Source organism: Plantibacter sp. MPB07 (assembly GCF_046619465.1).
Classification (GTDB): Bacteria; Actinomycetota; Actinomycetes; order Actinomycetales; family Microbacteriaceae; genus Plantibacter; species Plantibacter auratus.
In genome coordinates, this window is record NZ_CP177043.1 from 2,653,867 (window position 1) to 2,679,597 (window position 25,731).

Consider the following 25,731-nt stretch of genomic DNA (forward strand, 5'->3'; position numbering starts at 1 on the left):
ACCCCGCGGCCTCTGAGCTTGTCACCGGGTGGTGGCGTTCGCTGCCCTTCGACAGGCTCAGGGACCGGAGCGGGCGCTCACGGACCGGAGCGGGCGCTCACGGACCGGGGCGGGTGCTCAGGGACCGGGGCGGGCGCTGCCGGGCCGGGGCGGCTCAGGTGCGCTTGTCGAGCCACTCCACGACATCGCGCTCGACGTCCTCGCGGTTCAGCTCGTTGAAGATCTCGTGCCGCGCCTCGGGGTAGATGACGAGCGTCACGTCCGTCAGCTTCGACCGCTTCACGTACGCGTCGCGGAGGAGGGTCAGGCCACGGACACCACCGAGGGAGTCGTCGGATCCGCCGAGGATGAGCACCGGAACCGCGCGCGGCAGGCGCTTCGGCGGGCGACCGAGGAAGGCGAACGCCTGGATCGGGTTCCACACCGGGGTGACGCCGATGTCGAAGTTGCGCTCGTCGGCGGCGAATGCGGCCCAGGCGGCCGGGTCGCGGTTGAGCCACTCGAGACCGGTCTTCCCGGTCTTCCGCCAGCGCTTGTTGAGGTCGCCGGCGTTGATGACGCCGGGCATCGCGAGCGAGGTGCCCGAGAGGACGAGGAGCTCGTAGAGGTCGTGTTCGGCGACGACCTTCTGCGCCATGAGCGAGCCCCAGCTGTGCCCGAGCAAGGCGAGCCGCGACTCGGGGAAGCGGGCCCGCAGGTGTCGGCCGACGGCGGCGACGGAGTCGATCGCGCCCCGGGTCGTCCGCGGGCCGAGCTTGCCGAGGCCGAGGTGCTCGAGCCCCGTGCGACCGTGGCCGCGGTGGTCGTCGGCCGCGACCGTGTACCCCGCGTCGTTGAGCCGTGCGGCGAGGCGACCGTAGCGGAGGGCGTGCTCCCCCGCACCGTGGGCGATGTGCACGACGGCCCGCGGATTCGGCACCTCCCACAGGTAGACGTAGACCGTGACGCCGTCGTCGTCGACGATCGTCTCGGTCGCATACGGTCGCGGCTCGACGGGGCGGTTCGCGTCGTCGACGGGTGGCGGGGTCTGCTCGCTCATCCCGCCAGCGTAGGCCCTCGGCCCGGCGGCGTCGCGGGTCCGTTTGCAGTTCCCGGAGGGCAGGCGTACGGTGAACGAGGCCCGAACGGCGGGCCGGCAGGTTTCGACGGAAGCGAGGTGAGCGGCCATGGCTGGTGACAGTACCCGCGCCATCGCATCGACGAACCGCCTCGCCTCCCTCACCCGGTAGGCGCAGCCCCCGCCGGTGCCGAGGCGCCCTCACTCACACCTCCCCGGGTGCGATCCACCGCGATCGCCTGCACCCGCGCGGCCGCCGCACGTTCCCGTCGATCGATGGACGGAGACCTCATGGCACTCATCGACAACGGCATCTACGTGACCGGACGGCGCTCGGCGAGCCCGCGATCGCTCGACGCGACGTACGAGCTCCTCAACGAACAGCGCGGCATGGCCTGGATCGGCCTGTACCGCCCGGAACCGTCGGAGATCCGCTCCGTCGCTCAGGAGTTCGACCTGCATCCGCTCGCCGTCGAGGACGCCCTGAAGGGCCATCAGCGGGCGAAGCTCGAACGTTACGGCGACACGCTGTTCGTCGTCCTGCGTCCCGCCCGATACTTGGACGAGGAGGAGCGGGTCGAGTTCGGTGAGGTACACCTGTTCGTCGGACCCGGGTTCGTCGTCACGGTCCGCCACGCGGAGAAGCCCGACCTCGGCCAGGTCAGGCGGCGACTCGAAGCCCGGCCCGACATCCTCGCGCTCGGCCCCGACGCCGTCCTGCACGCCGTGCTCGACCAGGTCGTCGACGGCTACGGTCCCGTCGTCGCGGGGCTCGAGAACGACATCGACGAGATCGAGGACGAGCTCTTCGGCGACGCTGCGGACGTCTCGCGTCGCATCTACGAGCTGCTGCGTCAGGTCATCGCGTTCCAGCGCGCGACCACGCCCCTGCGGGCCATGCTCCACGGGCTGCTGCAGGGCGCCGACAAGTACGGTCTCGACGAGGAGCTGCGCAACGGCTTCCGCGACGTGCTCGACCACACCCTCCGGATCGCGGAGCGCGTCGACTCCTTCCGTCACCTGCTCCGGAACGCGCTGACGGTGCACGCGACGCTCATGACGCAGCAGCAGAACGAGGAGATGCGACGCCTTTCGGAGGCGAGCCTCGCGCAGAACGAGGAGTCGCGTCGGATGAGCGAGACGGCGCTGGCGCAGAACGAGGAGATCAAGCGGATCTCCTCCTGGGCGGCGATCCTCTTCGCCCCGACACTCATCGGCACCGTCTACGGCATGAACTTCGACGACATGCCGGAGCTCCACTGGCAGTTCGGCTACCCGGTCGCGATCGGAGCGATGCTCGTCCTCTCCGGCACTCTCTACGCGATCTTCCGAGCGCGCCGCTGGCTCTGACCCCACCCCAGCCCGCGAACTGTCACCAACGGTCAGTCCTGCACCCCGTGCACTGTCGTTTGGTGACCGTTCGCGGGTTTACTTAGGGTGGCTAATTTGCTAGGCTAATGAATCGTGGCAAGCGGAGCAGCGACGAAGACCAAGGCACTGACGATCGCCGAGCAGGCGTCCGAACTCCGGATGGGCACCTTCCGGCTCGCGAGGCGACTGCGCGGGGAGAAGTCGGTCGACGACCTCAGCGATCCGCAGTTCTCCGTCCTCGGAGGGCTCTACAAAGAGGGCTCCGCAACCCTGCGGGCACTGGCCGAACGCGACCGCGTGTCCGCGCCATCCATGAATCGCACCGTCAACTGCCTCGAAGAGGCCGGGTACGTCACCCGAGCAACCGACGCGGCCGACCGCCGGAAGGTCACCATCGCCCTCACCGAAGCGGGCCACACCACCGTCACCGAGACCGTCCGGAAACGCGACGCGTGGATCACCCAGCAGCTGCGCGCGCTCACCCCGGACGAACGCGACACCCTCGCCCGCGCAGCCGAGATCATGAGGAGACTCGCCACCCAGTGAGTGCAATGTTCCGTTCCCTGTCCAGCGTCAACTACCGCATCTGGTTCATCGGCGCCCTCGTGTCGAACGTCGGCGCCTGGATGCAGGCCACCACCCAGAACTGGGTCGTGCTGACCGACCTCACCGACAACGACGCCGTGGCCGTCGGTGCCACCATGGCCCTGCAGTTCGGGCCGCAGCTCGTCCTCGTGCCGATCACCGGTCTCATCGCCGACCGCTTCGACAAGCGGAAGATCCTCATCCTCACCCAGTCGAGCCTCATGCTCCTGGCGTTCGCCCTCGGCGCCCTGCTCATCTTCGGTCACGCCGAGCTGTGGCACATGTACCTCTTCGCACTGGCCCTCGGCATCATCAACGCCGTCGACGGCCCGGCCCGCCAGACCTTCGTGTCCGAGCTCGTCGACGAGCACAACATGTCGAACGCCGTCGCGCTCAACTCGGCGTCCTTCAACGCGGCGCGCATGGTCGGCCCCGCCATCGCCGGCCTCCTCATCGTCGCGATCGGCTCCGGGTGGGTGTTCGTCGTGAACGCCTTCACCTTCCTCGGCGTCATCGGCGCCCTGTTGGCCCTGCGCACCGGCAAGCTCCGTCGGGCGCCGCGCCCACCGCGGGCTCGAGGACAATTCGTCGAGGGCTTCCGCTACGTCCGCGGGCGGCCAGACCTCATGGTCGTCTTCGTGATCGTGTTCATCATGGGGGCGTTCGGCATGAACTTCCCGATCTTCGCCTCGACCATGGCCGTCGAGTTCGGCAAGGGCGCGGGCGAGTACGGCATCCTCTCCTCGGTGCTCGCGATCGGTTCCCTGACCGGCGCACTCCTCGCGGCGCGGCGGGCGCAGGCCCAGATGCGGATGATCGTCGGCGCGGCCGGGCTCTTCGGGGTCGCGGCGCTCACGGCTGCATTCATGCCGAGCTACTGGTCGTTCGCCGCCGTGCTGATCGTCGTCGGCTTCTCGACGGTGACGCTCCTGACGACGGCGAATGGACTCGTGCAGACGAGCACCGAGGCCGCCGTCCGTGGCCGGGTGATGGCGCTGTACATGGCGATCCTCATGGGTGGCACCCCGATCGGCGCGCCCATCGTCGGGTGGGTGGCGAACACCTTCGGGCCGCGCTGGGCGCTCGGCCTGGGCGCACTCGCCGGCTTCGCCGCCTGCGCCACCGGCCTGGCCTACGGGGTGTTCCGTCATCACCTCCGCCTGCGCGTCGCGCCCGACTCCCGCTGGCGCCTGCAGTTCACCCACGACGGCGTCGTGTCCCCGGTCACGCCGGAGGACTTCTCGGAGCAGATCGCGCTCACCTCGCCGATCCCGCTGCCGAAGCCGAAGTCGCGCGCGAAGGCGCCCGAGCCGCGTCCGGAGTCGCGTCCCGCGTCGCGTCCCGAATCGTCGCCGGTCGACGAGTCGACGACCCTCACCGGCTCCCGCCGCTAGACGGTCCTCCGCTCCGACCCGCTCGGCGTTCACAACTCCTGCATCCTGCGACCGCCGGGGCTCGCGGGCGGGCGGGGCAGCGGGTGACGCGGCCGGTCGTCGCAGGCGGCAGGAGTTACGAACGAGCCGCCACCGGACGGAGGCTCGGGACCCAGCACCGCAGGTCCTCGCGGTAGCGGCGGTACGGCTCGCCGAAGCGCGCCTCGAGGTCGGCCTCTTCGACCGGCCGGACCAGGACGTTCCAGACGACGGCACCGAAGACCGCGTACACGACTACGATCCAGGACGACAGCAGGAGTCCGACGCCGACACCTTGGACGATGCTGCCGACGGCCATCGGATTGCGGACGAAGCGATACGGCCCGGCGATGACGAGTCGGTTCGGCATCGCGGCGGGCAGCGGCGTCCCACCCCCGGTCGTCGCCATGGCGGCTGCGGACCAGAGCCCGACGACGCTCCCGAGCACCAAGACGACGATGCCGGCGATGACGGCGAACTGCTCCGCACCCGGCGGCAGGGCGACCGCGACCCGCCATCGCAGCTCGAAGAAGCGCAGGACGGCGGGGATCACCGCGAGGAAGACGCCCCAGAACGCGATGATCTCGACGGCGGTCCTCGCGAGTTGTGAACCGGTCGACGCCGACGCATCGGCTGGGCGGAACGCGAACGGCCCGATGGCGATCCATGCTCTCGGGATCCCGCCGGTGAGGACGAGCGCGAGTGCCGTGACCGAGCCGACCGCGGCGCCGACCATCAGCAGGGCGCCGATCCCCGCCTCCTGGGTCGCGGCCGCGAAGATCCCCAGTGACACGGTGACCAGCAGCGTCCATCCGGTCGCGAGGATCGCCGCCCATCGGATGGCGCATGCGGCGAGCGCCGAGGCGACGACGAAGAGTGGGACGTCGAGCACGGCCGTGACGACGGGGTCGAGGCTGCCGAGCGTCGCCGCACGGACGGGCGGGACGAGGAACACCGACACCCACCATGCTGCGCCGGCGAGGGCCTGCACGGCGAAGTACCAGCGCCCCCAGCGCTCGGCGCTCATGCGATCGTCGGTGGCGGTGTCGGCGGCGTCATCGGCGTCGGCGGGCGATGAGCCACGCGACGAAACGCCACCCCAGGAGGAGAGCAGCGAGGACGAGGACGGTCACGATGACGAAGCTGAGTTGGACGCCCTGGCCGGAGACCGCGCGCAGCACCATCCCGACGACGACGGTCGACACCCAGACCACGACGCCGGCCCAGCGGACGGAGCGGGTCTCGCGCTGACCGAGGACGAGCGCGAGGACGTGTCCGACGAGGAGTCCGACGGCGAACGGCCACAGGGTCACGAGGAGTCCGAGGATGCCTTCGCCGTGGCTGGCGCGGCCGATGAGGACGAACACGATGACGGCGAGGAGGTCGATGCCGACGGTCGCGGCGAATCCGGCGGGGGTCCTGCTGGGGCGATCCATCCCCTCACCCTATTGGCGTCGCCGCCGCCCACCCTGGAGGGAGGCCGCATGGCGCGCTGCGGGGCCTGTCGCTCGGTGCCCTCGCTGGCTACGATGGCGCTGACACCCGATCGACGAAGGAGCCGTCATGTCGTTCCAGGCCTATCTCGATGCCGCCGAGGCGAAGACCGGTAAGACCCCGCGCGAGCTCGTCGACGAGGCGCACGCCCGCGGCTTCGACGCGTCGACCAAGGCCGGCGAGATCCTCGAGTGGCTGAAGACGGACTACGAGCTCGGCCGGGGTCATGGGATGGCGCTCGTCCACGTCATCAAGAACGGTCCGACGATCAGCGAGAAGCACGTCGGCACCGACGGGGTGCACCGCGACGAGTCGACCGAACTCTGGCTCGACGGAGCGGCGACGAGGCCCGCCGCTAGCTGACTCCCGTGCGGGTTGCTGCCAGCGCGGTGCGCTCGCGTGAGCGCGGTTCTGTGGCGTGAGCGCGCCCCTCTGGAGACCCGCGGTCACCTGCCAGACCCGCGCTGAAGCCTGAACACCGCCGCTCGCGTCAGCGCACCGCGCTGGGCCCGGGACACCGACCTTCACGTCAGCGCGGTGCGCCGGCGGGCGGACGCGCCGCTCAGTACCAGAAGATCGGGATCCAGTCGCGATGGTGCGCGTGCACGATCGCGAGGAAGACGATCGCGTCGAACAGGAGGTGCACCGCGAGGATGTATCCGAGCGACCGCGTCTTCGAGAACAGGTACCCCTGGAGGAGCGCGAACGGGAACGTCAGGAGCGGACCCCACGAGCGGTAACCGAGTTCCCACAGGAACGAGACGAAGATCACGGCCTGCAGCAGGTTGGCCTGCCAGACCGGGAAGTGCCGTCGCAGCAGGGCGAAGCAGGTGCAGATGAAGAACAGTTCATCCCACGTGCCGACCGCGTTGACGCCGACGAAGAACCGGCCGAGTTCCCCGGCGTCGCTGATCACCGGCCAGTTCTCGTAGGCGCCGGATCGGATGAAGTAGAACGGCAGGATCGCCCAACCGAGGAGGGGGACGGCGAAGAGGTAGGCGATCTCGCCCTTCGTCTTCTTCTCGCGACTCCGCCAGGGGAACGTGATCGCCTTCCGCCGGTACACGAAGCGGTCGATGAGGAACGGGGCACCGACCGCCAGCAGCAGCACGGTGCCGATCCGGAAGAAGCTGGGCCAGGAGACGTCGGCCTCCACCGACGTGGTCGACACGATGCCGATCCCGATGGCGATGAGGAACAGGTCCTTCGCGAGGTCGCGGTCGATGAGGATCGCGGCGACGAGGGCGGCGACGAGGAGCGGGTAACCGGCGAGCGGCTGCATCAGGCCGAACAGACAGAACGCCGACGCCGCCAGCAACACCGCGGGGATCAGCTTCATCGGGCGGCGGGCCGGGACGATCATCTCGGTCTGCATGCCGATGATCCTACGGGTGTCGCCTCTACGGACTCGTGCCAACGCGGTGCGCTGACGTGAACCCGCTCGAATCTGCCCCAGCGCGGTGCGCTGACGTGAGAACGCCTGATCGGGCGTGACCGCGGGCCGCACGCGCGGGCGCGACCCTCCGGAGACTCGCGCTCACGCGCACGACCCGCGCTCGCGTCAGCGCACCGCGCTGGCAGCAGCACCACCCGGGTCAGGCCTCTCGGGTGATCTCGACCTTCACGAAGAGCTTCGAGCGGTAGGGGCCCGCGTACACCCCACGGAGTGGGGAGACGTCACCGTAGTCACGACCCCGCCCGATGAGGACGTGACGCTCGCCCACGTCGACCATGTTGGTCGGGTCGAACCCACGCCAGTCACCGCAGAACCACTCGACCCACGCGTGCGACTCCCCCGTCACCGTCTCGCCGATCGCCGCATGCGGCTTCGGGTGCAGGTACCCCGACACGTAGCGGGCCGGGATCCCCACCGAGCGCAGCGCTCCGAGGACGATGTGCGTGATGTCCTGACAGACGCCCTTGCGGTTCGCCCACGCCTCGGCAGCGGTCGAGTACACACTCGTGACGCCCTGCACGTAGTCCATCTGCTCGCCGATCTCCCGACTGATGGCCATCGCGGCCTCGCACGGGCTCTCGTAGCGGTCGGCGATGGTCCGGGCGAGCTCGACGAGGTCGTCCGGCGGGGTCGTCCGTCGTGTCTGTTCCAGGTGCTCCACCCGGGTCACGGCGGCCTGGGTCGCGATGTCGAGCTGCTCCCAGCCGGTCGGGTGCGGCTCATGCTTGCGCGGCCGGACCTCGACGAGGCTCGTCGCCGTGAGCGAGAGCTCCTCGTGCGGCGTCAGCACCTCGAACGCCGAGACCTTCATGCCCCAGTAGTCGGTGTACGTCGACTGCGACGCCCCCGGCTGGATGTCGATGTGCGAGTACAGGACGTACTGGTCCTCGGTCGTCACCGGCAGCATGCGCGCCTCGTTGTACGAGGCGTTGACCTTGCCGCCGTAGGAGAAGCCCGTGCTGTGCTTGATGTGGAGCCGGGTCATGAGTTCTCTCCGATCCATGCGGGCACCGCATGAGTGGGGAAGTAGCGTTCGCGGATCGCCTCCGACACCTGGCTGGTGACGTTCTGCACGGCGTCCATCCGACCGGGGAGGTCGACGAGCGTGTCCTGGATGGGCCGGTACTCGAGGTCGCTGCGGATCTGACCGAGCAGGCGCTGGGCGGAATCAACCGTCCCGACGCGGCCTCGGCGCGGCTCGAGGTCGCGCATGCACTCCTCGGCCCGACTGATGGAGAACATGACCGACCGGGGGAAGAGCTGGTCGAGCAGGAGGAACTCGGCCGCGTTCTTCGCGCTCGGCATGCCGCGGTACGTGCGCAGGTAGGCCTCGTAGGCGCCGCAGGAGCGGAGGATCGTCGTCCAGGACGGACCGCTCGCCTCGGTGAGCGACCGCGTCGCCAGGAGTCGGGCCGTCATGTCGGCGCGTTCGAGGCTGCGACCGAGGGTGAAGAAGCGCCAGGCGTCGTCACGACTCGTGGCGGAGTCGACGATGCCGACGGCGAGGGCCGAACGCTCGCGCACCCACCCGAAGAACTCGTGCACCTTGTCGCTCGCGACGCGACGCGGCATCCGGGCACGGGTCGTGTTGAGGCACTCCCAGAGCTCGGTCGAGACGATCTCGCGGGCGCGCCGGGCGTTCTCGCGGGCGGCGCCGAGCGAGTAGGCGATCGACGCCGGGTGCGTGCGGTCGACGGCGAGCTGCGCGAGGACGTCCTGGCGGGTGAGCTCCTGGTCGGCGGGCGCATCGCTGCCCATGACGGACAGCAGCGACCGGCAGGCGGTGTCCTCGTCGATCCACGGGTCCTCGAGCAGCAGCTGCAGGTGGACGTCGAGGATGCGCGCGGTGCCGTCACTGCGTTCGATGTAGCGGCCGATCCAGAAGAGGCTCTCGGCGATGCGGCTCAGCATGATGCGTCCTCCTGCGTCGACCCGTCGGCAGCGGGCTCGGCGAGCGTCTGCTGCTGCTGCTGCTGCTGCTGCTGCTCCTGCTGGTCCTGGTTGCCGGCCGGACGATCCTGGGGCGAGTGCTCGGGGGTCGTGCCGTGGTCGTAGATGATCGGGATCGACGTCGTCTCGGTCGTGGCCTGCTCGGCGACGAGACCCTGGATGTCGTGCGAGGACGCCTCGGGCGCCGCGTTGGGGTCGAACGGACGTCCGACGACCCAGGTGTCCTTCGAGCCGCCGCCCTGGCTGGAGTTCACGACCAGCTGCCCCTCCGGCAGGGCGACGCGCGTCAGGCCGCCTGGCAGCACCCAGACGTCGTTGCCGTCGTTCACCGCGAACGGACGCAGGTCGGCGTGGCGGGGACGCATGCCGTCCTCGACGAGCGTCGGGATGGTGGAGAGCATGACGACCGGCTGCGCGATCCAGCCGCGCGGGTCCTCCTGCAGCTTCGTCTTGAGCGTCGCGAGCTCCTCCTTCGACGCGTCCGGACCCACGACGAGCCCCTTGCCGCCGGAGCCGTCGACGGGCTTGATGACGAGCTCGTCCAGGCGGTCGAGCACTTCCTCGAGGGCGAGCGGGTCCTCGAGACGCCAGGTGTCGACGTTCGGGAGGATCGCGTCCTCGGCGAGGTAGTACTTGATGAGGTCGGGCAGGTACGTGTAGACGAGCTTGTCGTCGGCGACACCGTTCCCGACCGCGTTCGCGATGGTCACGTTGCCGAGGCGCGCGGCGAGCATGAGCCCGGGCGAACCGAGCATGGAGTCGGCGCGGAACGACAGCGGGTCGAGGAACTCGTCGTCGACACGGCGGTAGATGACGTCGACGCGCGTGGGCCCGGCGGTCGTGCGCATGAAGACCTTGCCGCCGGAGCAGAAGAGGTCGCGGCCCTCGACGAGCTCGACGCCCATGAGCCGCGCGAGCAGCGTGTGCTCGAAGTACGCGGAGTTGTACACGCCGGGGGTGAGGACGACGACGTTCGGGTCCTCGACGCCGGGCGGGGCCGACGCACGCAGCGCCTGCAGGAGCTTGTTGGGGTAGTCGCCGACCGGACGGACGCGCATCGAGACGAACAGCTCGGGGAGCGTCTGCGCCATCACACGACGGTTGGAGATGACGTAGCTGACGCCGGACGGGACCCGGACGTTGTCCTCGAGGACACGCATCTGACCGTGCTCGTCGCGGATGAGGTCGATACCGGAGACCTGGATGCGGACGCCGTTCGCCGCCTGGATCCCGTAGGCCTGCCGGTGGAAGTGCGACGACGAGGAGATGAGCTTCGCGGGGATGACGCCGTCGCGTACGGCGAGCTGCGGGCCGTAGACGTCGGCGAGGAAGGCCTCGAGCGCCTTGACACGCTGCTTGATGCCGGCCTCGACCTGCGTCCACTCCTGCTGCTCGATCACCCGCGGGACCGCGTCGAGCGGGAACGGACGCTCCTCGCCGGCGAAGTCGAAGGTCACGCCCTGCGCGAGGTAGGAGCTGGCGAGGGCGTCGGTGCGGCCTCGGAGCTCCTCCTGGGTCATCCGTGCGAGGGAGCTGTAGATCTCCTGGTACGCCCGCCTGGCGGTCGCACCACCCGCGTGTTCCGCCGCCTCGCCGAACATCTCGTCGAACGCGGGAACACCGCCCGGAGTCTTGCGCGGGGCGAGCGTGCCGCCATAGCCGTTGAACAGGTCACCCATGGGCCGACTCTACCGGGACACACGTTGCCGGGGTGTTTCGGAGCGCGGAGAGGACGCCCCACCGGCCACCGAGCTTGTCGAGGTGCGCCCTTCGACAAGCTCAGGGACCGAAGGAGGTCGCTCAGGGACCGGCGGGGTGAAGCGAGCCCTACGCGACCGAGGCGGCGGTGAGGGCGGCCAGCTCGTCTGCGGAGAGCTCGAGCGTCGCGGAGGCGAGGAGGTCGGGCAGCTGCTCGACCGTGCGGGCACTCGCGATGGGAGCGGCGACCGTCGGCTGCGAGCGGAGCCACGCGAGCGAGACCGTCGCGACCGAGACGCCGTGGGCGGCGGCGACCTCGTCGAGGACCGGCAGGAGCGCGGCGTGGTCGGCCAGGTAGGCCTGGGCTCCCTCGGCGCGGACGCTGTCGACGCTCGACCCCTCGCGGTACTTGCCCGTCAGGAAGCCCTTGGCGAGCGAGAAGTACGGCAGCACGGCGAGCTGCTCGCGCTCGGCGATCGTGCGCAGCTCACCCTCGAAGTCGCGCTCGACGAGGTTGTAGTGGGGCTGGAGGGCGATCGGGCGGTGGAGCCCCTTGGCCTCGACGATCTCGAACCACTCGGCGATGCGCGCTGCGGAGTAGTTGGAGATGCCGAGGTAGCGGACCTTGCCGGCGTCGACGAGCGACGACAGCGCGGTCACCGTCTCCTCCAATGGCACGGACTCGTCGTCGAAGTGCGCGTAGTAGAGGTCGATGTGGTCGGTGCGGAGGCGCTCGAGTGAGGCGTCGGCGGCCTTCAGGATGTTGTCGGCCGCGAGCCCCTGGAAGTCGGGGTGCTGGCTGACCTTCGTCGCGATGACGAGCTCGTCGCGGTTGCCGCGGAGTTCCTGCCACTCGCCGATGAGTCGCTCGGAGTCACCGCCGGTGTTGCCGGGTACCCACGCGGAGTAGCCGTCGGCGGTGTCGATGAAATTGCCACCGCCCGCGACGAAGGCGTCGAGGATGTCGAACGAGGTCTGCCGGTCGGCGGTCCAGCCGAACACGTTGCCGCCGAGGTTCAGCGGGAAGACGGACAGGTCGGACGTTCCGAGGGTGGTGCGGGCGTGAGTCATCTGATGATCCTCCAGAGGTTCGGTGCATCGCTGGTACTTCTCCTCACGCTAAGCCCGCAGACGGCTCGACTATTCCGTCGTGTCGCCCGATGACGAGCGGGCCGCCGAGGCCGGACTGGCTCTCCACGGCCCGGCACCGACCGTCCTACAGTGGGCCGATGGGCTACCGCATCGACGACTCGAAGGACCGCATCGACCAGGACGCCGTGTGGGCCCTGCTCCGTGAGGTCTACTGGGCCAAATGGCGCAGCCGAACCGACGTCGAGGCACAGATCGACGACGCCTGGCGCGTGATCGGCGTGTACGAGGAGGAGACCGGCGCACAGGTCGGCTTCGCTCGGGCGGTGTCCGACGGCGTCGGCTTCGCCTACCTCGCCGACGTGGTGGTCCTCGAGGCCCACCGCGGCCACGGACTGGGCAAGCGGATCGTGCAGGCGATGATCGACGACGGTCCCGGCGCGCACTTCCGGTGGACACTCTTCACGAGCGACGCGCACGGCCTCTACGAGCAGTTCGGGTTCACCGATCCCGGCCCGACGGCGCTCGTCCGTCCAGCCGCGCAGCTGCCCGTCCACCCGAGCCAGGTCCCGACCGCCTGAGGTGCGGCGAATCGTCGTCCCACGGCGACTCGAACGACGAATCGACGCACCTCACCGCAGGCCTCCAGCCGCGACGGGCTAGCGTTGACGTATGTGGATCTCCGACGACGGCCGGTACAACATCGTCGACGTACCCGCGGAGGCCTATCCGGGCCGCGCCTACCTGCTCGAACTCGTCGCCGCCCTCGAGCCTGACGAGCTCCAGGCGCTCATCACGCGCATGCAGGCGTTCGACGACGCGATGATCGACCGGCTCGAGAACCTCGTCGACGACGAGGCACCGGAGGTCGCGCCGGACCCGGAGCGCGAGGCACCGTACGTCGACGAGATGATCCCGCGACGCGTCCTCGACTCGATCGACTGGGACGCGATCCTCACGCCACCGTTCCGGATCGAGGCGATCGACGTCGCCGGTGACCGCTGGCGAATGGACGCGTGGGCCTTCCTGGAGTCGATCGTCGAGCCGCCCGTCACCCGACCGAGCGCCCGCAACCTCGGCTCCTCCCCCATCGACCAGGCGTAGACCGGCACCTGCCGAATAGGCTGGGCGTCATGACCGACGACGACGTCACCATGACCGATCCTTCACCGCTGCTCGCCGAAGGAGCCGTACTCGAGCACCTGTACACGGGCGCGATCTGGAGCGAGGGGCCCGCGTGGATCGCGGAGACCGGCCGCGTGCGCTGGAGCGACATCCCGAACGACCGCATCCTCGAGTTCGACACCGCGACCGGTGAGACGGCCGTGTTCCGCGACGGCGCCGAGTACACGAACGGCCGCACGATCGACCGCGAGGGACGGGTCGTGCAGTGCAGTCACGGGCGCCGCGCGGTCGAGATCGAGGGGCCCGACGGCCCGATCACGCTCGTCGACCACTGGTCCGGCGGCCGCTTCAACTCCCCGAACGACGTCGTCGTGCACTCCGACGGCTCGATCTGGTTCACCGACCCGCCCTACGGCATCGACGCCAGCGGAGAGGAAGGCCACCCCGGCGAGCAGGAGTACGGCGGGTGCTACGTCTTCCGCTTCGAGCCGGACACCGGAGCGATCGAGCCGGTGATCACGGCGATGGTGCACCCGAACGGGCTCGCGTTCTCACCCGACGAGTCGATCCTGTACGTGTCCGACACCGCCACCGCCGCCCGCCGGATCGCGGCCTACGACGTCGCAGCAGACGGCGTCTCGGTCGTCGCCGGCGACACCCCCGGTCGCACCTTCGCGAGCACCGCGGTACCCGCGTCCGACGGCTTCCGGATCGATGTCGACGGCAACGTGTGGTCGTCTGCGGGTGACGGCGTCGAGGTGTTCGACCCGTCCGGCGCGACCATCCTGCGCATCCCGGTCCCGGAGCGCACGGCGAACGTCTGCTTCGGCGACCCCGACGGCCGCACCCTCTACATCACGGCCAGCACATCTCTCTACCGAATCCGAACCGCCACCCGCCAAAGCCCGCGAACTGTCACTCCAGCACAGTGACGGGGCGCTGGACTAGCGGTTGGTGACAGTTCGCGAGCTGGAGCTCACGCCCGCCCCTGCAGGATGAGGTTCCAGTACACCCAGGGCAGGACGTAGCGGTCGGCGATGAACGTGAATCGACGCTCCTTCGCGAGTCCGTTCCAGAACGGGATCGAGGGCTTCGGGCGGTAGCGGTCGTCGAACTCGGCGAACACCACCGTCCCGCGGGAGACCGTGAACGGGCACACCGAGTAGCCGTTGTAGACCGTGCTCGGCTCCTGACCGGACCGCACGGCGACGAGGTTCTTCGCGAGGGTCTTCGTCTGTTGCCGGAGGGCTCCGCCGGACTTCGAACTCATCACCGCGGCGGCGTCTCCGAGCGCCCAGACGTCGGGGAAGCGCGGATGCCGCAGGGTCAGCGAGTCGACCTCGACGAACCCACCCGGATTTCCCGGGTCGGCGAGCGCCGTGGCCGCGAGCCAGTCCGGTGCGGACTGCGGCGGCACGGCGTGGAGGACGTCGTAGGGGATCTCCTCCCGGAGTCCGCCCGTCACGCCGTCCTGCCCGCGATCCGGGCCGTCCTGCGGGTCGGTCTGCGCGATGGTCACCACGCTCCGCTCCGGATCCACCGCGACGAGCTCGCGCGAGAACCGCACGTCGATGCCGTACTCGGCGACCTTGCGGTCGAGTTCGGCGTCGATCATCGGCATGCCGAACATCGTGGGTGTGGGCACGACCAGCACCACACGGATGTCGTCGAGGACGCCCGTCTGCCGCCAGTAGTCGCACGCGAGGTACATCGGCTTCTGCGCGGCACCCGAGCAGCTCGCGGGGCCGGCGGGCTGCGTGAACACGACGGTGCCGGAGCGGACCGACCGGAGCACGCGCGAGGCCTTCTGCGCGTACTCGAACGTGTAGTTGGAGATCCCGACCGGCGACGCCATCGCCTCCGTCAGACCGGGCACGGCGTCCCAATCCTGTTGGATGCCCGGAGCGACGATGAGCTGGTCGTACTCGACGGCGGTGCCGGATTCCAGCGTCACCGTCTTCGCGACCGGGTCGATGGACTGGACCCGGTCCTGGATCCAGGTCACGCCCTTCGGCGTCACGGCGTGCTGTGGCCTCGTGGCGACCGACGCGGACGCGGTCCCGCCCGCTACGTGCGAGAACATCGGCTGGTACCGGTGGTGCTCCCGCGGTTCGATGACCGCGACGTCGTCGACGCCGTATCGCCGGAGCCTCCCGGCGACGGAGAGACCGGCGTTGCCGCCACCGATGACGACCACCTCGTGATGGAGCTGTGCCGTCCTGGGATCGGTCACGGTGGCGGCGGCGCTCAGGATCCGGACTGACCGCGACCGGTGGCGTTCTGCAGCCGGTCGATGTGTTCGGAGGCCTGCGCCTTCGTCAGGTCGGCGGGAAGCTCCTCGCCGGCCTCGCGCGCCAGGGTGTCGAGGTAGCTGCGCTGCGGGCCGGTCATCGGCTCGTCGCCGGTGACCCAGTCCTCGGGGTCCTTGCTCGCGCTCGTCGAGCTGTCGTCGCCTCGTGCTCCGAGGGTCTCCTCGGTAGCGCCGATCGTCTCGGGTGCACCGGAGGTCGTGGCGTCAGGGGTCGTTGCATCGGTCTGTTCTGCGTCAGTCATGCGGCAACGGTACGTCGAGCGGGCGATCGGGCAGGAGGGGTTGCGCGGCCCGAGCGATCGGTGTCGGAATAGCGACGGACGACCCCCGGTTGACCCAGGCGACCGCGTGCGGCCGCACCGTCCACGAAGGAGACCCATGTCCGACACCGCTTCCGGAACCGACCGATCCGCCGACGAGCCGACTCCGTCGCAGGGCATCACCATCGGCATCCTCGGCGCCGGCAAGGTCGGCACGGTCCTGGCACGACTCGCGGTCGCCGCCGGATACCGGGTGCTCATCAGCGGATCGCGCGACGCCGCCCGGATCGCCCTGACGATCGACGTCCTCGCGCCGGGTGCCGTCGCCACGACCGCCGCCGAGGCGGCGGCCCAGGCTGACCTCGTCATCCTCGCGCTGCCCCTCGGCAAGCACCGGTCGGTGCCCGTCGACGAGCTGCGCGGCAAGCTCGTCATCGACGCCATGAACTACTGGTGGGAGGTCGACGGACACCGCGAGGACCTCAGCGCACCGGAGACGTCGACGAGCGAGCTGGTCGCCGCCTTCCTGCCGGAGTCGCGCGTCGTCAAGGCGTTCAACCACATGGGGTACCACGACCTCGACGGGGAGCCGCGTCCGGCCGGCACCCCGGGCCGCAAGGGCATCGCGATCGCCGGCGACGCCCCCGCGGACCGGGCAGCTGTCTCGGCCGTGGTGGACGCCCTCGGGTTCGACCCCGTCGAGATCGGACCGCTGCGCGCGGGCGTCGTCCTCGAACCCGGACACGAGCTCTTCGGGGCGAACATCGGTGCCGACGAGATCCGCGAGGTCGCCGAGGTGCGGGCGTTGGCCGAAGCCGAGGCGGGCGTCCACTAGGCGACGCGGCGGGTCCCGGCGTCGGACCGGTCTCGACCCTGCGGACGCGGGCTGAGCGCCGCTGAGTGGATCACCTCCGCGAGCTCGCCGGCACGGCTCCACATCGGCCAGTGACCTGTCGGGAGGTCGACGACCTCGACGGTCTCGAGCCCCGCGACCTCGGCGAACATGGGGTGTCCGCCTCGGGCCAGGTCCAGCACCTGCGCGCTGGGGATCGAGCAGCACACCAGGGTGGTCGGGACGGCGGCGCGGGCGTCGTTGGTCAGCTCGACAGCCTGTCGGAGGACGGGCGCCGGCTCGGGGACCGCCCGGGCGCGGAACCGGTCGAGGACCTCGGCGCTCAAGCCGTCGAGGCTCGCCTGCTGCGCGAGGAGGTCGAACCCCGGGAGCGGAAGCTCGTCGACGTCGTCCGGCAGGTCCGGCGCGAAGACGGTTCCTGGCGCCACCGGACCTGAGTCGACCCACACCACCCGGCGGACGAGCTCCGGATGCCGGTCGAGGAGCAGGGTGACGGGAGCGTTGGCGCCGCTGTGCGCGACGATGACGGCCGGGTGGTCCGCGGAGACGTCCCGCCGGGCGAGTACCTCCGTGATCGCGGCCACTTGGTCGTCGAGGGTCCTGCTGGACCGGTCGGGATCGGCGCCGTCGAGGCCGGGCAGCGTGATCGCGACGGTGCGCGAGCGGTCGGGGTCGAGATGGTCGATGACGTCGTCCCAGGCCCAGGCGCCCAGCCAGTGGCCGGCGATGAGGACGATGGTCGGGGTGTCGTTCTGTGTGTTCATGACTCCAGCCTGAAGCGCGCTCCAGGCAGGTGTATGTCACTATTTCTGTCATGAATCTCGAACACGTGAGCCGATGAAGCGGGCGGAGCGACTCCACGCCCTGTCCGAGGCACTGCGTCGGGGTGGATCGCGAGGAACCTCCGCCGAGCGGTTGGCGAGGGACTTCGGCGTCTCGGTGCGCACCGTGAAGCGGGATCTCCAGGCACTCGAGCGCAGCGGCGCGCCCGTCTGGTCCCGCCCCGGACCAGGTGGCGGATACGGGTTGGCCGTCGGGGCGACACTGCCACCGGTCAGCCTGTCCCCGGTGCAGGCGGTGGCGCTCATGTCGGCGGTGTCCGCGGCACCCGACGCCCCGTACGCGGATCTGGCAGCCGCCGGAGTGCAGAAGATCCTGGACGTCCTCGACCCCAGGACCCGCGCACGAGCCGACGCACTGGCCGGTCGCATCTGGGTCGATGTACCCCCGACCGCTTCGCGCGTCGTCCGATCGGCAGTCGAGGAGGCGATGGCCGAGCAGCGGGTCGTCCGCATCCGGTACACCTCGCGGGCCGGGAGCACGACCACCCGCGACGTCGAGCCCGTGCTGTTCGCGTCGACGAACGGTCAGTGGTACCTCGTCGGATGGTGCCGGATGCGCGATGCGATGCGGTGGTTCACGGTCGCGCGCATCGAGCGGGCCAGCGTGACGAAGACGGCGTGCAGTGGCCACACGGTCGCCGAGGTCGGCGAGCCACCGGTGACCGCGACGCCGGTCCAGGGCCGGGGACGGTGACCTGCGATCCATTCAGAGGAATAGAACCACCTCGCGCGACGCTGTAGTCAGCGTGAAGAAGATCGGGTTCCTGTCCTTCGGACACTGGCAAGACGTTCCGGGCTCGAGCGTGCGCACCGGGCGTGACGCACTGCTGCAGAGCATCGACCTCGCGGTCGCGGCGGAGGAGGTCGGTGTCGACGGCGCGTACGTGCGCGTGCACCACTTCGCCCGACAGCTCGCGTCGCCGTTCCCGCTCCTGGCGGCGATGGCGGCGAAGACCTCGACGATCGAACTCGGCACCGGCGTCATCGACATGCGCTACGAGAACCCCCTCTACATGGCCGAGGAGGCGGCGGCCACCGACCTCATCAGCGACGGCCGACTGCAGCTCGGCGTGAGCCGGGGATCACCCGAGACGGCGCTCCGCGGGTCGGAGTCGTTCGGCTACGTGCCGGGCGACGACGAGACCGACGCGGACATCGCCCGCTCGCACACCGAGGTGTTCCGTGCGGCCATCGCCGGTGCGGGTGTGGCGCGTGCCAACCCGCAGATGACGGGGACCAACGGACTGCTCGCGATCCAGCCGCAGTCGCCGGAGCTCGGCGAGCGCATCTGGTGGGGCGCCGGCTCGCGGTCCACGGCGGTGTGGACGGCGGAGCAGGGCATGAACCTCATGTCGTCGACGCTCCTCACCGAGGACACCGGCGTGCCGTTCGACGAACTGCAGGCCGAGCAGATCCAGATGTTCCGCGACGCCTGGACCGAAGCCGGTCACGAGTGGCAGCCCCGGGTCTCCGTGAGCCGCAGTATCCTGCCGCTCATCGACGATGAGACGCGCCGCTACTTCGGGCTGCGCGCCCAGGCCGACTCGAAGGACCAGGTCGGACACCTCGACGGCGGGCTCGCGCGCTTCGGCCGCAGCTTCATCGGCGAGCCCGACGTCATCGCCGCAGAGCTCGCGAAGGACGCAGCCGTGCAGGCGGCCGACACCGTCCTCGTCACCGTCCCGAACCAGCTCGGCGTCGAGTTCAACGCACGCATCCTGGAGTCGATCGTCAAGGACATCAAGCCGTCACTCGGGTAGCCCAAGGGATCACAACTCCTGCCGACCGCCTGTCCGCAGTTCGACATGCGCACCAGGCGCCGCCACCACGGTCGACGGCGAACCGTCTGCAGGAGTTGTGGTCGCCGGACTCAGCCCAACAGCTCGGCGAGCGCCGCGGGCACCTGCCACGCGCCGGCCGCATCGCGCTCGAGCGGGAGTTCGGCGGTGATCGCCGGGCCGGCGGTCGGGAGCGGGGCGATGACGCGCGGCGTCGGAGCCCAGGTGACCTGGAGGCCCGCCGCCTGCAGCTCCTCCACGTCGAGCACGATGAGCACGAGCGGCAGCTGAAGCGACCCGTACACCCGCTCGAGCACCTCGGGCAGTCGGTCAGCGGTCGTCGCGTGGACGAAGCCGGCGTCGACGAACGGCACGGCTCGAGTCGACACCTCGTACTCGCCGAACGGCCGACTGGCCTCCCAATCGTCGACGATCGCGACATGCAGGATCTTCGTCATCTCCACCCTCTCCCTTTAATGAGACGTTACCGTATCATTAGAGCATGGAATCGAGACGTGGTCGCCCGACGGCAGCCGAACGTGACCGACGGCGCGACGCGATCCTCGACGCCGCCATCCGCCGGTTCACCGGGCACGGGTACGGCGGGACGACGATCGAGGCGATCGCCGCCGACGCGGGCGTGACGAAGCGGACGATCTACACCTGGTTTGGCGATCTCGCCGGCATGCTGACGGCGGCGGTCGAACGACAGCACGGATATCTCCTCTCGGCCGACGAGCCAGGCTCCGAAGCCGAACCCCTCGAGGACGCGGCCACCCGACTCGTCATCGCGCTGCACTCGGACGTCTCGATCGCGCTGCACCGACTCGTGATAGCGGAATCTCCACGCTTCCCGGAGGTCGCCGCCGGTTTCTACGCCGCCGGCCCGGCCCGCTCGATCGCGTTCCTCTCCGGCCATGTCGGCGAGCGGGCGGAACAGCTCTACACCCTGCTCCTCGGCGAACCCCATCGACGCAGGCTGCTCAGCTTGTCCGCTGCGCCGACGCCGACCGAAGCACGAGCGCACGCCCGCGCGTGCTTGGCGCTGGTCGTCGACGAGTAGCCCACGATCCGTCGGCCACGCAACCCGGGCCGGCCCCGATTCCGACCGTGTAAGTCGTCTGACACACTGACGATCATGAAGCGCTCCACCATCCCCGCCCTCGCCGTCATCCTCCTCAGCCTCGCCGGCTGTTCGGCGGGAACCCCGGCGCAGACGTCGTCGCCCTCCACGACCACCGCGACGCCGACGCAGACGCCCACACCCTCGGCGACCTCTGAGCCCGTCAGTGACGCGACCTGCGAAACCGTCCTGACGGACGAGGAGTACGCGAGCCTCGCGGAGGACGGGCTGGTCCTGAACCCCGACATCTTCGTCCTCGACGACACGATGCAGTCGATCATCGACGCCGGCGGCCTCGGTTGCTACTGGACCCGCTCCGGCGGCGACATCCGCGTCTGGTACGCGCAGGGAGCCATGACCAGCGCCGAGTGGGACGCGCAGCAGCAGTCGCTCATCAGTGCCGGGTGGACCGAGATCGACACGCCGGTCGCCGACACACTCCAGGCTCCTGACGTGAACGACCCCGATTACCTGCCCGTCGTGACCTACCGGGACGGCGTCATCTACTACGCCAGCTACGTGGAGCTGCTCCCCTCGGTGAAGGCCCTCCAGGAGTAGTCACCCGCCGCATGCTCAGCGGTCGAGCGTGACCACGTCGCTCAGGCCCGCGGTCGCGTCTGCGGCCAGAACCCCGTCACGCGCGAAATCGGCCCACATCTGACGCAGGAAGCGGCCACGACGGTCGACCTCGGCCCACGTCGCCGAGCCGATGAGCGCCGTCCGGCTCCACGACCGTTCGGTGCCGAGGAGCAGGGGCAGGTCCGTCACGTGCGACGCCCCGTAGGGACTGCCGGGCGGCGCCCAGCTGAGCTCGTACCGCGTGGCCCGACCGCCGGACGTCCGATGGCGTTCGACGAACTTCCGGGCGTCGCGCGTATAGGTCACGTGGGTGGTCGCGCCGACGAGCGCCCGCCGGATCGGATCACCGACGAGCGGCATCGAGGTCATACGGGCGAAAGCCGGGATGAGCGGCACGTACAGCCGTGTCTCCTCCGTCGTCGAGCCGATCAGGACGTCGATGCGCGAGGCGGCTTCCCGCCAGGCGGCGTCGCGGTCTGCCTCCGCCGGGAGCGGCGCGTGACCGTACTGGGTGCCGAACGCCATGCCGCCACGCAGTCCGAACCGTCGCGCCGCCCGCTCCACCTGCTCTTCGAGCGCGAGTAACTCGACCACCGGGGTGTCCCGCGTCGGGCTGCCGGCCGCCCGCATCATCGCGCTCGCCATCTTCGCCCGACCACTGCTGATGCCGAGCGGCGCGCTCTGGACGATGGCGCGCTGGAAGAGCCCCGCGGTGCCGTCGCTGATCATGAGGTGCGCGATCGCATCGCCGCCCGCCGACTGCCCGAAGAGCGTGACCGACCCCGGGTCGCCGCCGAACGCAGCGATGTGCTCGTGGACCCACCGGAGCGCAAGGACGAGGTCCAGCAGGCCGAGGTTCGCCGGCAGCGTCTCGCCGTCACCGAGGAAGCCGAGGATCCCGAGCCGGTACGTGACCGACACCACGATGACCCGCTGCTCGACGACCAGGCTGATCGGATCGTAGACGTCGAGGTCGCCGGCACCCGTGACGTAGGCCCCGCCGTGGATCCACACCATCACCGGCAGCGACTCGTCCGGGCGCATGTCGGCAGGTACCGTGATCGAGAGCGCCTGACAGTCCTCCGAGTCGACCATCCCCTCACCAGCACCCTCGAGGACGGCCTCGAGCACCCGGGAGGAACGCTGCGGTGAGGCCGGCGCCCGCTCGAAGGCCCGGAACGGCCCCGGATCGCCGTCGGCGCCGACGGGAAGACCGGTCGGCACCGGCACCTCGAAGCGTCCCGCGCGGGCGTACGGGATGCCGCGAGCCCGAATCACCGCCCCGTCGACCCGACCGAGGATCCTGCCGAGGGAGGTCTCAAAGGCACGTGCGTCCGCCGGCGGCGGGGTCGCAGAGGACTCCGCACCTGGCGCGTCGGAGGTCGGGCTCGCGTGCAACTCGGTCATCTGTCCACGCTATCCCCGAGCGGCCTGCGCACAACTCCTGCCCGACGGGCTCACACCGAAGACACGGCAGCCCAAACGGGGCCGAGCTGCCGACCGAGGGCCGGTCGAGCAGGAGTTGTGGACGGGGAAACCGTCTACGGGATGCGGATGTAGACCGGGTCGCCCCAGATCGACAGACGGTGCTGGACGTAGCGACCCCAGTCGGGAGAGTCGTACATGCCGCCCGCGCCGTCGTAGATCGCGATGTGACCTTCCGGCCAGTAGAGCAGGTCACCGGCGACGGCCTCCGACGCCGAGATCTGCACGCCCGACGCGGCCTGCGCACCGGCGCCGCGGGGCAGTGACACACCGAACGCCCCGAAGACGTACTGCACGTAGCCGTCGCAGGCGAAGCTGTCGGACGGGTCGTTGCCGTTGCCATAGGGGACGACGCCGACGAACTGCGCCGCGTAGGCGAGGATCGCCTCGCCGGATCGGGCGACGGCTGGAGCCGCGTAGGTTCGTCCCGCCGAAGCCGATGCGGACGACGAGGAGGCGGCGGATGCACTCGCGGCCGCCTCGGCTGCGGCAGCTGCAGCGGCGGCCGAGGCGGCGTCGACCTCCTCCTGGCTGGTTGCGCCGTAGCCGTCGCGCACGAAGGGCACATCGGCTGCGGTCGACGGCACGGAGTACGACACCGACTGCATCGTCGCTGCAGACGGGATCGCGCCACCGGTCGCCGCATCGACGTCGACGCCCGCAGCGGCCGCCGGCAGCGACACGGACACGAAGAGCCCGGTGGCGAGCGTCATCACGCCGAACGTGGCGAACGGCTTGGCGCGCTTCGCGAACGAGCTCTTGGCGCGTGGGACCGAGCGCCGCTTGGTGGGCACGAGGTCGACGTGACGTCGCTCCTCCTCGGCGGAGGCGGTCCAGCTGGCGTCCTGGAGTCGAGCCGCGCGACGGGCGGCTCGTGGGCTGAGGGCCACGTGGCGGCCGCCGGTCCGGGTGGGTGTCGAGGGGGTCACGGCCGGAGTGTTCGAGTCGCGGCGCTCGAGGGCGCGCGCAGGGGTGGTGCTGGTCATGTACGGGGTACCGTCCTGGGTCTCGGTCGCGTCGGGGGCGCGCTCGGTTCATGCTCGGTGGGTGCAGCATCGCCTCGGCAGAGCCGCCCCTCGATGACCGCGGTCGACCGGTTGCCCGGTCCGAGGGAGGCGAAACGGCCACCCTACGTGGACGTCCCTGAGAGGATCCTCCGCTTGGCGAGGCCTGTGGAGGACCGATGAAGCACGGATCACCGATTTGCTAGCATCGTGCTAGCACTCCCTTCCCACGAGAGGTGACGACATGCCCACGGTGACCGTCCGGAATCTCGACGAGGACACGAAACGCGGTCTGCAACAGCTCGGCGTCTTGCACGGACGATCGATGGAGGCGGAGATCCGGGCGATCCTCGCTGCGGCCGTCAGGACGACGACGGCTGAGGATCTCCGCGCCGCCTCGGCCGCCGACAGCGACCGACCGGGGCTGGCGGAGCGTATCCATCAGCGCTTCGTCGACCTCCACCTCGACGGTGAACTCGTCATCGAACTGCCCGACCGCACCACGACCACCCGACCGAATCCGTTCGACGATGCCGCGAGCGCCGACGCGGACGACCCGGCCCCGAGGTGATCATCCTCGACACGAACGTCGTCTCCGAACTGTTCAGGCCACGGCCCGACCCCACGGTTGCCCGGTGGCTCGACCGGCAGGACGAGGCCGACCTCCACCTCACCGCGATGACCGCTGCCGAGCTCCTCGAAGGAGCCCTGCGCCTCCCTGCAGGCGCTCGCCGATCGGCGCTCGTCGGGGCCGTGGCGACCGTACTCGACGTCGACTTCGCAGGACGCGTCCTCCCCTTCTCTGCGGAAGCCGCGCTCGACTACGCGGAGCTCATGACGACGCGACGCCGCTCCGGCAACCCCATCGGACCTCAGGATGCGATCATCGCGGCCATCGCGAGATCCTCCGACGCCGCTCTCGCGACGCGGAACACGCGCGACTTCGCCGGTGTCGGCCTCCACCTCATCGACCCGTGGGTCCCCGACCACCTGGCATGACGCAGGACGGCACCAGACTCAGGCCTGGTCGACGCCGACCGTCGACTGCCGGACGACGAGTTCCGGCTGGAAGACGATCTGCTCGGGCACGCGTCGAGCGCCCGCGTCCGCCTCACGGAGCAGGAGCTCGACGGCGGTGTGGCCGATGAGTGCGCTCGGCTGACGGATCGACGACAGCGGGACGACCGCCGCCGACGCGAAGTCGATGTCGTCGTATCCGATCAGGGCGATGTCGTCCGGCACGCGCACCGAACCGAGCATGCTGAACGCCTGCAGGACCCCCATCGCGAGGAGGTCGTTGGCAGCGAACACCCCGTCGGGCCACTGGTCGCGAGGACGGTTCCGGATGGTCTCGCCCGCGGAACGGCCCTGCAGCACCGTCAACGCGGTGGTCTCCACGACCTCGAGGGTGACCTCGGCGCCACCCGCTGCAGCCGCATCGACCGCCTGGCGCGCACCGGCGAGCCGGTCGACGACCTGCCGGAGCGAGGACGGACCACCCACGACCGCGATGCGACGCCGACCGAGTCCGATGAGGTGCTCGACCGCGAGTCGCCCGCCCGCGACATCGTCGACGGCGACCGACGAGAAGCTCGTGTCCTCGGTCTGCCGGTCGACGAGGACCGTCGGCGTGCCACGGTCGCGCAGTCGGCTGAGCCGGGTGAGGTCGTCGCCGAGCGGGGTGATGAGCACGCCGGCGACCCGCTGCTCCTCGAAGAGGTCGAGGTAGGCGCGCTCACGGTCGATGCTCTCGTCGCTGTTTCCGAGCAGGACCGACCACCCCTCCGCATCGGCCCGGTCCTCGGCACCGCGGGCGACGTCGGTGAAGAACGGGTTGCCGACGTCGAGCACGACGAGGCCGACACTGCGGCTGCGACCGGCCCGGAGCTGACGGGCCGCGTCGTTCCGCACGAAGCCAAGCTCGTCGATCGCCGCGTGGACGCGGTCGACGGTGACGGGCGAGACCTTCTCGGGGCGGTTCAGCACGTTGGAGACGGTCCCGACCGAGACGCCGGCTCTCGCCGCGACGTCCTTCACGCTCGCGCTCACAGCTCCCCTTCGTCTGTCAGACCCGCCAGGCGACGCCGGACGGGCTGGCTCATTGTTGCACGCAGTGACTCATCGCGCCCGCGCAGTCGGCTGCCCGGTCGTCTCCGTCCCCAACTCAGGAGTTCCCGGGCGCGGCGCCCCCGCCCGACCCCGACACACCGGGCGACTCCTGAGAACGGGCCATCCACCCGCCGCCGTCCCCAACTCAGG

General features: G+C 70.1%; 29 protein-coding genes. 14 read left to right on the forward strand and 15 right to left on the reverse strand.

All coding sequences use genetic code 11. The features are described 5' to 3' along the window. Window positions 1-154: 154 nt before the first annotated feature. Window positions 155-1,039 carry an alpha/beta hydrolase gene (locus ACLIME_RS12225; protein WP_079706435.1) on the reverse strand — a complete coding sequence of 295 codons (885 nt, stop codon included), beginning with the start codon at window positions 1,037-1,039 and terminating at the stop codon, window positions 155-157. Between the two features lie 309 nt (window positions 1,040-1,348). Between ACLIME_RS12225 and ACLIME_RS12230 the strand changes: the two genes are divergently transcribed. The 3 genes from ACLIME_RS12230 (at window position 1,349) to ACLIME_RS12240 (ending at window position 4,407) form a co-directional block, all read left to right on the forward strand. Continuing rightward, window positions 1,349-2,407, forward strand: coding sequence for a magnesium and cobalt transport protein CorA (locus tag ACLIME_RS12230; RefSeq protein ID WP_064295772.1), 1,059 nt, complete (start codon window positions 1,349-1,351; stop codon window positions 2,405-2,407). Window positions 2,408-2,521: 114 nt separating this feature from the next. Further along, complete coding sequence (locus ACLIME_RS12235; protein WP_411557078.1) at window positions 2,522-2,974, forward strand: MarR family winged helix-turn-helix transcriptional regulator; 453 nt, start codon at window positions 2,522-2,524, stop codon at window positions 2,972-2,974. Window positions 2,975-2,979: 5 nt separating this feature from the next. Then, entirely contained in the window at window positions 2,980-4,407 is a 1,428-nt protein-coding gene (locus ACLIME_RS12240; RefSeq protein ID WP_411557079.1) for an MFS transporter, read from the forward strand. A 115-nt stretch (window positions 4,408-4,522) separates the two neighbouring features. On the opposite strand, the gene ACLIME_RS12245 is transcribed toward ACLIME_RS12240, so the two are convergent. Together ACLIME_RS12245 and ACLIME_RS12250 are read right to left on the reverse strand one after the other, a co-directional pair. Beyond that, window positions 4,523-5,452 carry a methyltransferase family protein gene (locus tag ACLIME_RS12245; RefSeq protein WP_411557080.1) on the reverse strand — a complete coding sequence of 310 codons (930 nt, stop codon included), beginning with the start codon at window positions 5,450-5,452 and terminating at the stop codon, window positions 4,523-4,525. 28 nt (window positions 5,453-5,480) lie between these two features. Continuing rightward, window positions 5,481-5,861 carry a DUF3054 domain-containing protein gene (locus ACLIME_RS12250; protein ID WP_064295756.1) on the reverse strand — a complete coding sequence of 127 codons (381 nt, stop codon included), beginning with the start codon at window positions 5,859-5,861 and terminating at the stop codon, window positions 5,481-5,483. Between the two features lie 127 nt (window positions 5,862-5,988). On the opposite strand from ACLIME_RS12250, the gene ACLIME_RS12255 reads away from it, so the two are divergent. Further along, on the forward strand, window positions 5,989-6,282 hold the full coding sequence (locus ACLIME_RS12255; RefSeq protein WP_411557081.1) for a DUF4287 domain-containing protein: 294 nt from the start codon (window positions 5,989-5,991) through the stop codon (window positions 6,280-6,282). Between the two features lie 199 nt (window positions 6,283-6,481). Here the strand turns inward: ACLIME_RS12255 and ACLIME_RS12260 are convergent, their stop codons facing one another. The 5 genes from ACLIME_RS12260 to ACLIME_RS12280 all read right to left on the reverse strand — a co-directional run bounded on the left by ACLIME_RS12260 (window position 6,482) and on the right by ACLIME_RS12280 (window position 12,094). Then, window positions 6,482-7,294: a CPBP family intramembrane glutamic endopeptidase gene (locus ACLIME_RS12260; RefSeq protein ID WP_411557082.1), complete on the reverse strand. Its 813-nt coding sequence runs from the start codon at window positions 7,292-7,294 to the stop codon at window positions 6,482-6,484. 220 nt (window positions 7,295-7,514) lie between these two features. Beyond that, entirely contained in the window at window positions 7,515-8,360 is an 846-nt protein-coding gene (locus tag ACLIME_RS12265) for a transglutaminase domain-containing protein (protein WP_079706431.1), read from the reverse strand. After that, entirely contained in the window at window positions 8,357-9,286 is a 930-nt protein-coding gene (locus ACLIME_RS12270; protein WP_064295753.1) for an alpha-E domain-containing protein, read from the reverse strand. The genes ACLIME_RS12265 and ACLIME_RS12270 overlap by 4 nt, the downstream gene beginning before the upstream one ends. Next, window positions 9,280-11,004, reverse strand: a complete 1,725-nt coding sequence (locus ACLIME_RS12275; protein WP_411557083.1) for a circularly permuted type 2 ATP-grasp protein — start codon at window positions 11,002-11,004, stop codon at window positions 9,280-9,282. The genes ACLIME_RS12270 and ACLIME_RS12275 overlap by 7 nt, the downstream gene beginning before the upstream one ends. 148 nt (window positions 11,005-11,152) lie before the next feature. Continuing rightward, the gene (locus tag ACLIME_RS12280) at window positions 11,153-12,094 is read right to left on the reverse strand and encodes an aldo/keto reductase (protein ID WP_411557084.1); all 942 of its coding nucleotides are present in this window, start codon (window positions 12,092-12,094) and stop codon (window positions 11,153-11,155) included. 158 nt (window positions 12,095-12,252) lie between these two features. On the opposite strand from ACLIME_RS12280, the gene ACLIME_RS12285 reads away from it, so the two are divergent. From ACLIME_RS12285 to ACLIME_RS12295, 3 genes are all read left to right on the forward strand, one after another. Further along, window positions 12,253-12,693 (forward strand): GNAT family N-acetyltransferase, encoded by a 441-nt coding sequence (locus ACLIME_RS12285; RefSeq protein WP_159876129.1) that lies wholly within the window; start codon window positions 12,253-12,255, stop codon window positions 12,691-12,693. 91 nt (window positions 12,694-12,784) lie between these two features. Beyond that, window positions 12,785-13,216 carry a hypothetical protein gene (locus tag ACLIME_RS12290; RefSeq protein ID WP_124767599.1) on the forward strand — a complete coding sequence of 144 codons (432 nt, stop codon included), beginning with the start codon at window positions 12,785-12,787 and terminating at the stop codon, window positions 13,214-13,216. 29 nt (window positions 13,217-13,245) lie between these two features. Continuing rightward, window positions 13,246-14,169, forward strand: coding sequence for an SMP-30/gluconolactonase/LRE family protein (locus ACLIME_RS12295; protein ID WP_411557085.1), 924 nt, complete (start codon window positions 13,246-13,248; stop codon window positions 14,167-14,169). A gap of 44 nt (window positions 14,170-14,213) precedes the next feature. Here ACLIME_RS12295 and ACLIME_RS12300 read toward each other — a convergent pair whose 3' ends face one another. Continuing rightward, complete coding sequence (locus ACLIME_RS12300) at window positions 14,214-15,470, reverse strand: NAD(P)/FAD-dependent oxidoreductase (protein ID WP_411557086.1); 1,257 nt, start codon at window positions 15,468-15,470, stop codon at window positions 14,214-14,216. 14 nt (window positions 15,471-15,484) lie between these two features. Continuing rightward, entirely contained in the window at window positions 15,485-15,790 is a 306-nt protein-coding gene (locus ACLIME_RS12305) for a DUF3072 domain-containing protein (protein WP_079706423.1), read from the reverse strand. 136 nt (window positions 15,791-15,926) lie between these two features. Here ACLIME_RS12305 and ACLIME_RS12310 point away from each other — a divergent pair, with 136 nt between their 5' ends. Beyond that, a complete protein-coding gene (locus tag ACLIME_RS12310; protein WP_411557087.1) occupies window positions 15,927-16,643 on the forward strand; it encodes an NADPH-dependent F420 reductase in 717 nt (238 codons plus the stop codon). Here the strand turns inward: ACLIME_RS12310 and ACLIME_RS12315 are convergent. Beyond that, window positions 16,640-17,425, reverse strand: coding sequence for an alpha/beta fold hydrolase (locus tag ACLIME_RS12315; RefSeq protein WP_411557088.1), 786 nt, complete (start codon window positions 17,423-17,425; stop codon window positions 16,640-16,642). The genes ACLIME_RS12310 and ACLIME_RS12315 overlap by 4 nt on opposite strands. A 73-nt stretch (window positions 17,426-17,498) precedes the next feature. Here ACLIME_RS12315 and ACLIME_RS12320 point away from each other — a divergent pair, with 73 nt between their 5' ends. Both ACLIME_RS12320 and ACLIME_RS12325 read left to right on the forward strand, forming a co-directional pair. Continuing rightward, the gene (locus ACLIME_RS12320) at window positions 17,499-18,197 is read left to right on the forward strand and encodes a helix-turn-helix transcriptional regulator (RefSeq protein WP_411557089.1); all 699 of its coding nucleotides are present in this window, start codon (window positions 17,499-17,501) and stop codon (window positions 18,195-18,197) included. A 52-nt stretch (window positions 18,198-18,249) separates the two neighbouring features. After that, on the forward strand, window positions 18,250-19,263 hold the full coding sequence (locus tag ACLIME_RS12325; protein ID WP_411557090.1) for an LLM class flavin-dependent oxidoreductase: 1,014 nt from the start codon (window positions 18,250-18,252) through the stop codon (window positions 19,261-19,263). 110 nt (window positions 19,264-19,373) lie between these two features. On the opposite strand, the gene ACLIME_RS12330 is transcribed toward ACLIME_RS12325, so the two are convergent. Continuing rightward, entirely contained in the window at window positions 19,374-19,739 is a 366-nt protein-coding gene (locus tag ACLIME_RS12330; protein WP_411557091.1) for a DUF952 domain-containing protein, read from the reverse strand. A gap of 44 nt (window positions 19,740-19,783) precedes the next feature. Between ACLIME_RS12330 and ACLIME_RS12335 the strand changes: the two genes are divergently transcribed. Continuing rightward, window positions 19,784-20,344 carry a TetR/AcrR family transcriptional regulator gene (locus ACLIME_RS12335; protein ID WP_411557092.1) on the forward strand — a complete coding sequence of 187 codons (561 nt, stop codon included), beginning with the start codon at window positions 19,784-19,786 and terminating at the stop codon, window positions 20,342-20,344. 75 nt (window positions 20,345-20,419) lie between these two features. Further along, window positions 20,420-20,962 carry a hypothetical protein gene (locus tag ACLIME_RS12340; protein ID WP_411557093.1) on the forward strand — a complete coding sequence of 181 codons (543 nt, stop codon included), beginning with the start codon at window positions 20,420-20,422 and terminating at the stop codon, window positions 20,960-20,962. Between the two features lie 15 nt (window positions 20,963-20,977). Here ACLIME_RS12340 and ACLIME_RS12345 read toward each other — a convergent pair whose 3' ends face one another. Together ACLIME_RS12345 and ACLIME_RS12350 are read right to left on the reverse strand one after the other, a co-directional pair. Next, complete coding sequence (locus ACLIME_RS12345; RefSeq protein WP_411557094.1) at window positions 20,978-22,390, reverse strand: carboxylesterase family protein; 1,413 nt, start codon at window positions 22,388-22,390, stop codon at window positions 20,978-20,980. Between the two features lie 134 nt (window positions 22,391-22,524). Further along, window positions 22,525-23,454 carry a C40 family peptidase gene (locus ACLIME_RS12350; RefSeq protein ID WP_411557095.1) on the reverse strand — a complete coding sequence of 310 codons (930 nt, stop codon included), beginning with the start codon at window positions 23,452-23,454 and terminating at the stop codon, window positions 22,525-22,527. Window positions 23,455-23,716: 262 nt separating this feature from the next. Between ACLIME_RS12350 and ACLIME_RS12355 the strand changes: the two genes are divergently transcribed. Then, entirely contained in the window at window positions 23,717-24,043 is a 327-nt protein-coding gene (locus tag ACLIME_RS12355) for a FitA-like ribbon-helix-helix domain-containing protein (RefSeq protein WP_274500162.1), read from the forward strand. After that, the gene (locus ACLIME_RS12360) at window positions 24,040-24,471 is read left to right on the forward strand and encodes a type II toxin-antitoxin system VapC family toxin (RefSeq protein WP_411557096.1); all 432 of its coding nucleotides are present in this window, start codon (window positions 24,040-24,042) and stop codon (window positions 24,469-24,471) included. The genes ACLIME_RS12355 and ACLIME_RS12360 overlap by 4 nt, the downstream gene beginning before the upstream one ends. 18 nt (window positions 24,472-24,489) lie before the next feature. Here the strand turns inward: ACLIME_RS12360 and ACLIME_RS12365 are convergent, their stop codons facing one another. After that, the gene (locus ACLIME_RS12365) at window positions 24,490-25,521 is read right to left on the reverse strand and encodes a LacI family DNA-binding transcriptional regulator (RefSeq protein ID WP_411557097.1); all 1,032 of its coding nucleotides are present in this window, start codon (window positions 25,519-25,521) and stop codon (window positions 24,490-24,492) included. Window positions 25,522-25,731: the final 210 nt, after the last annotated feature.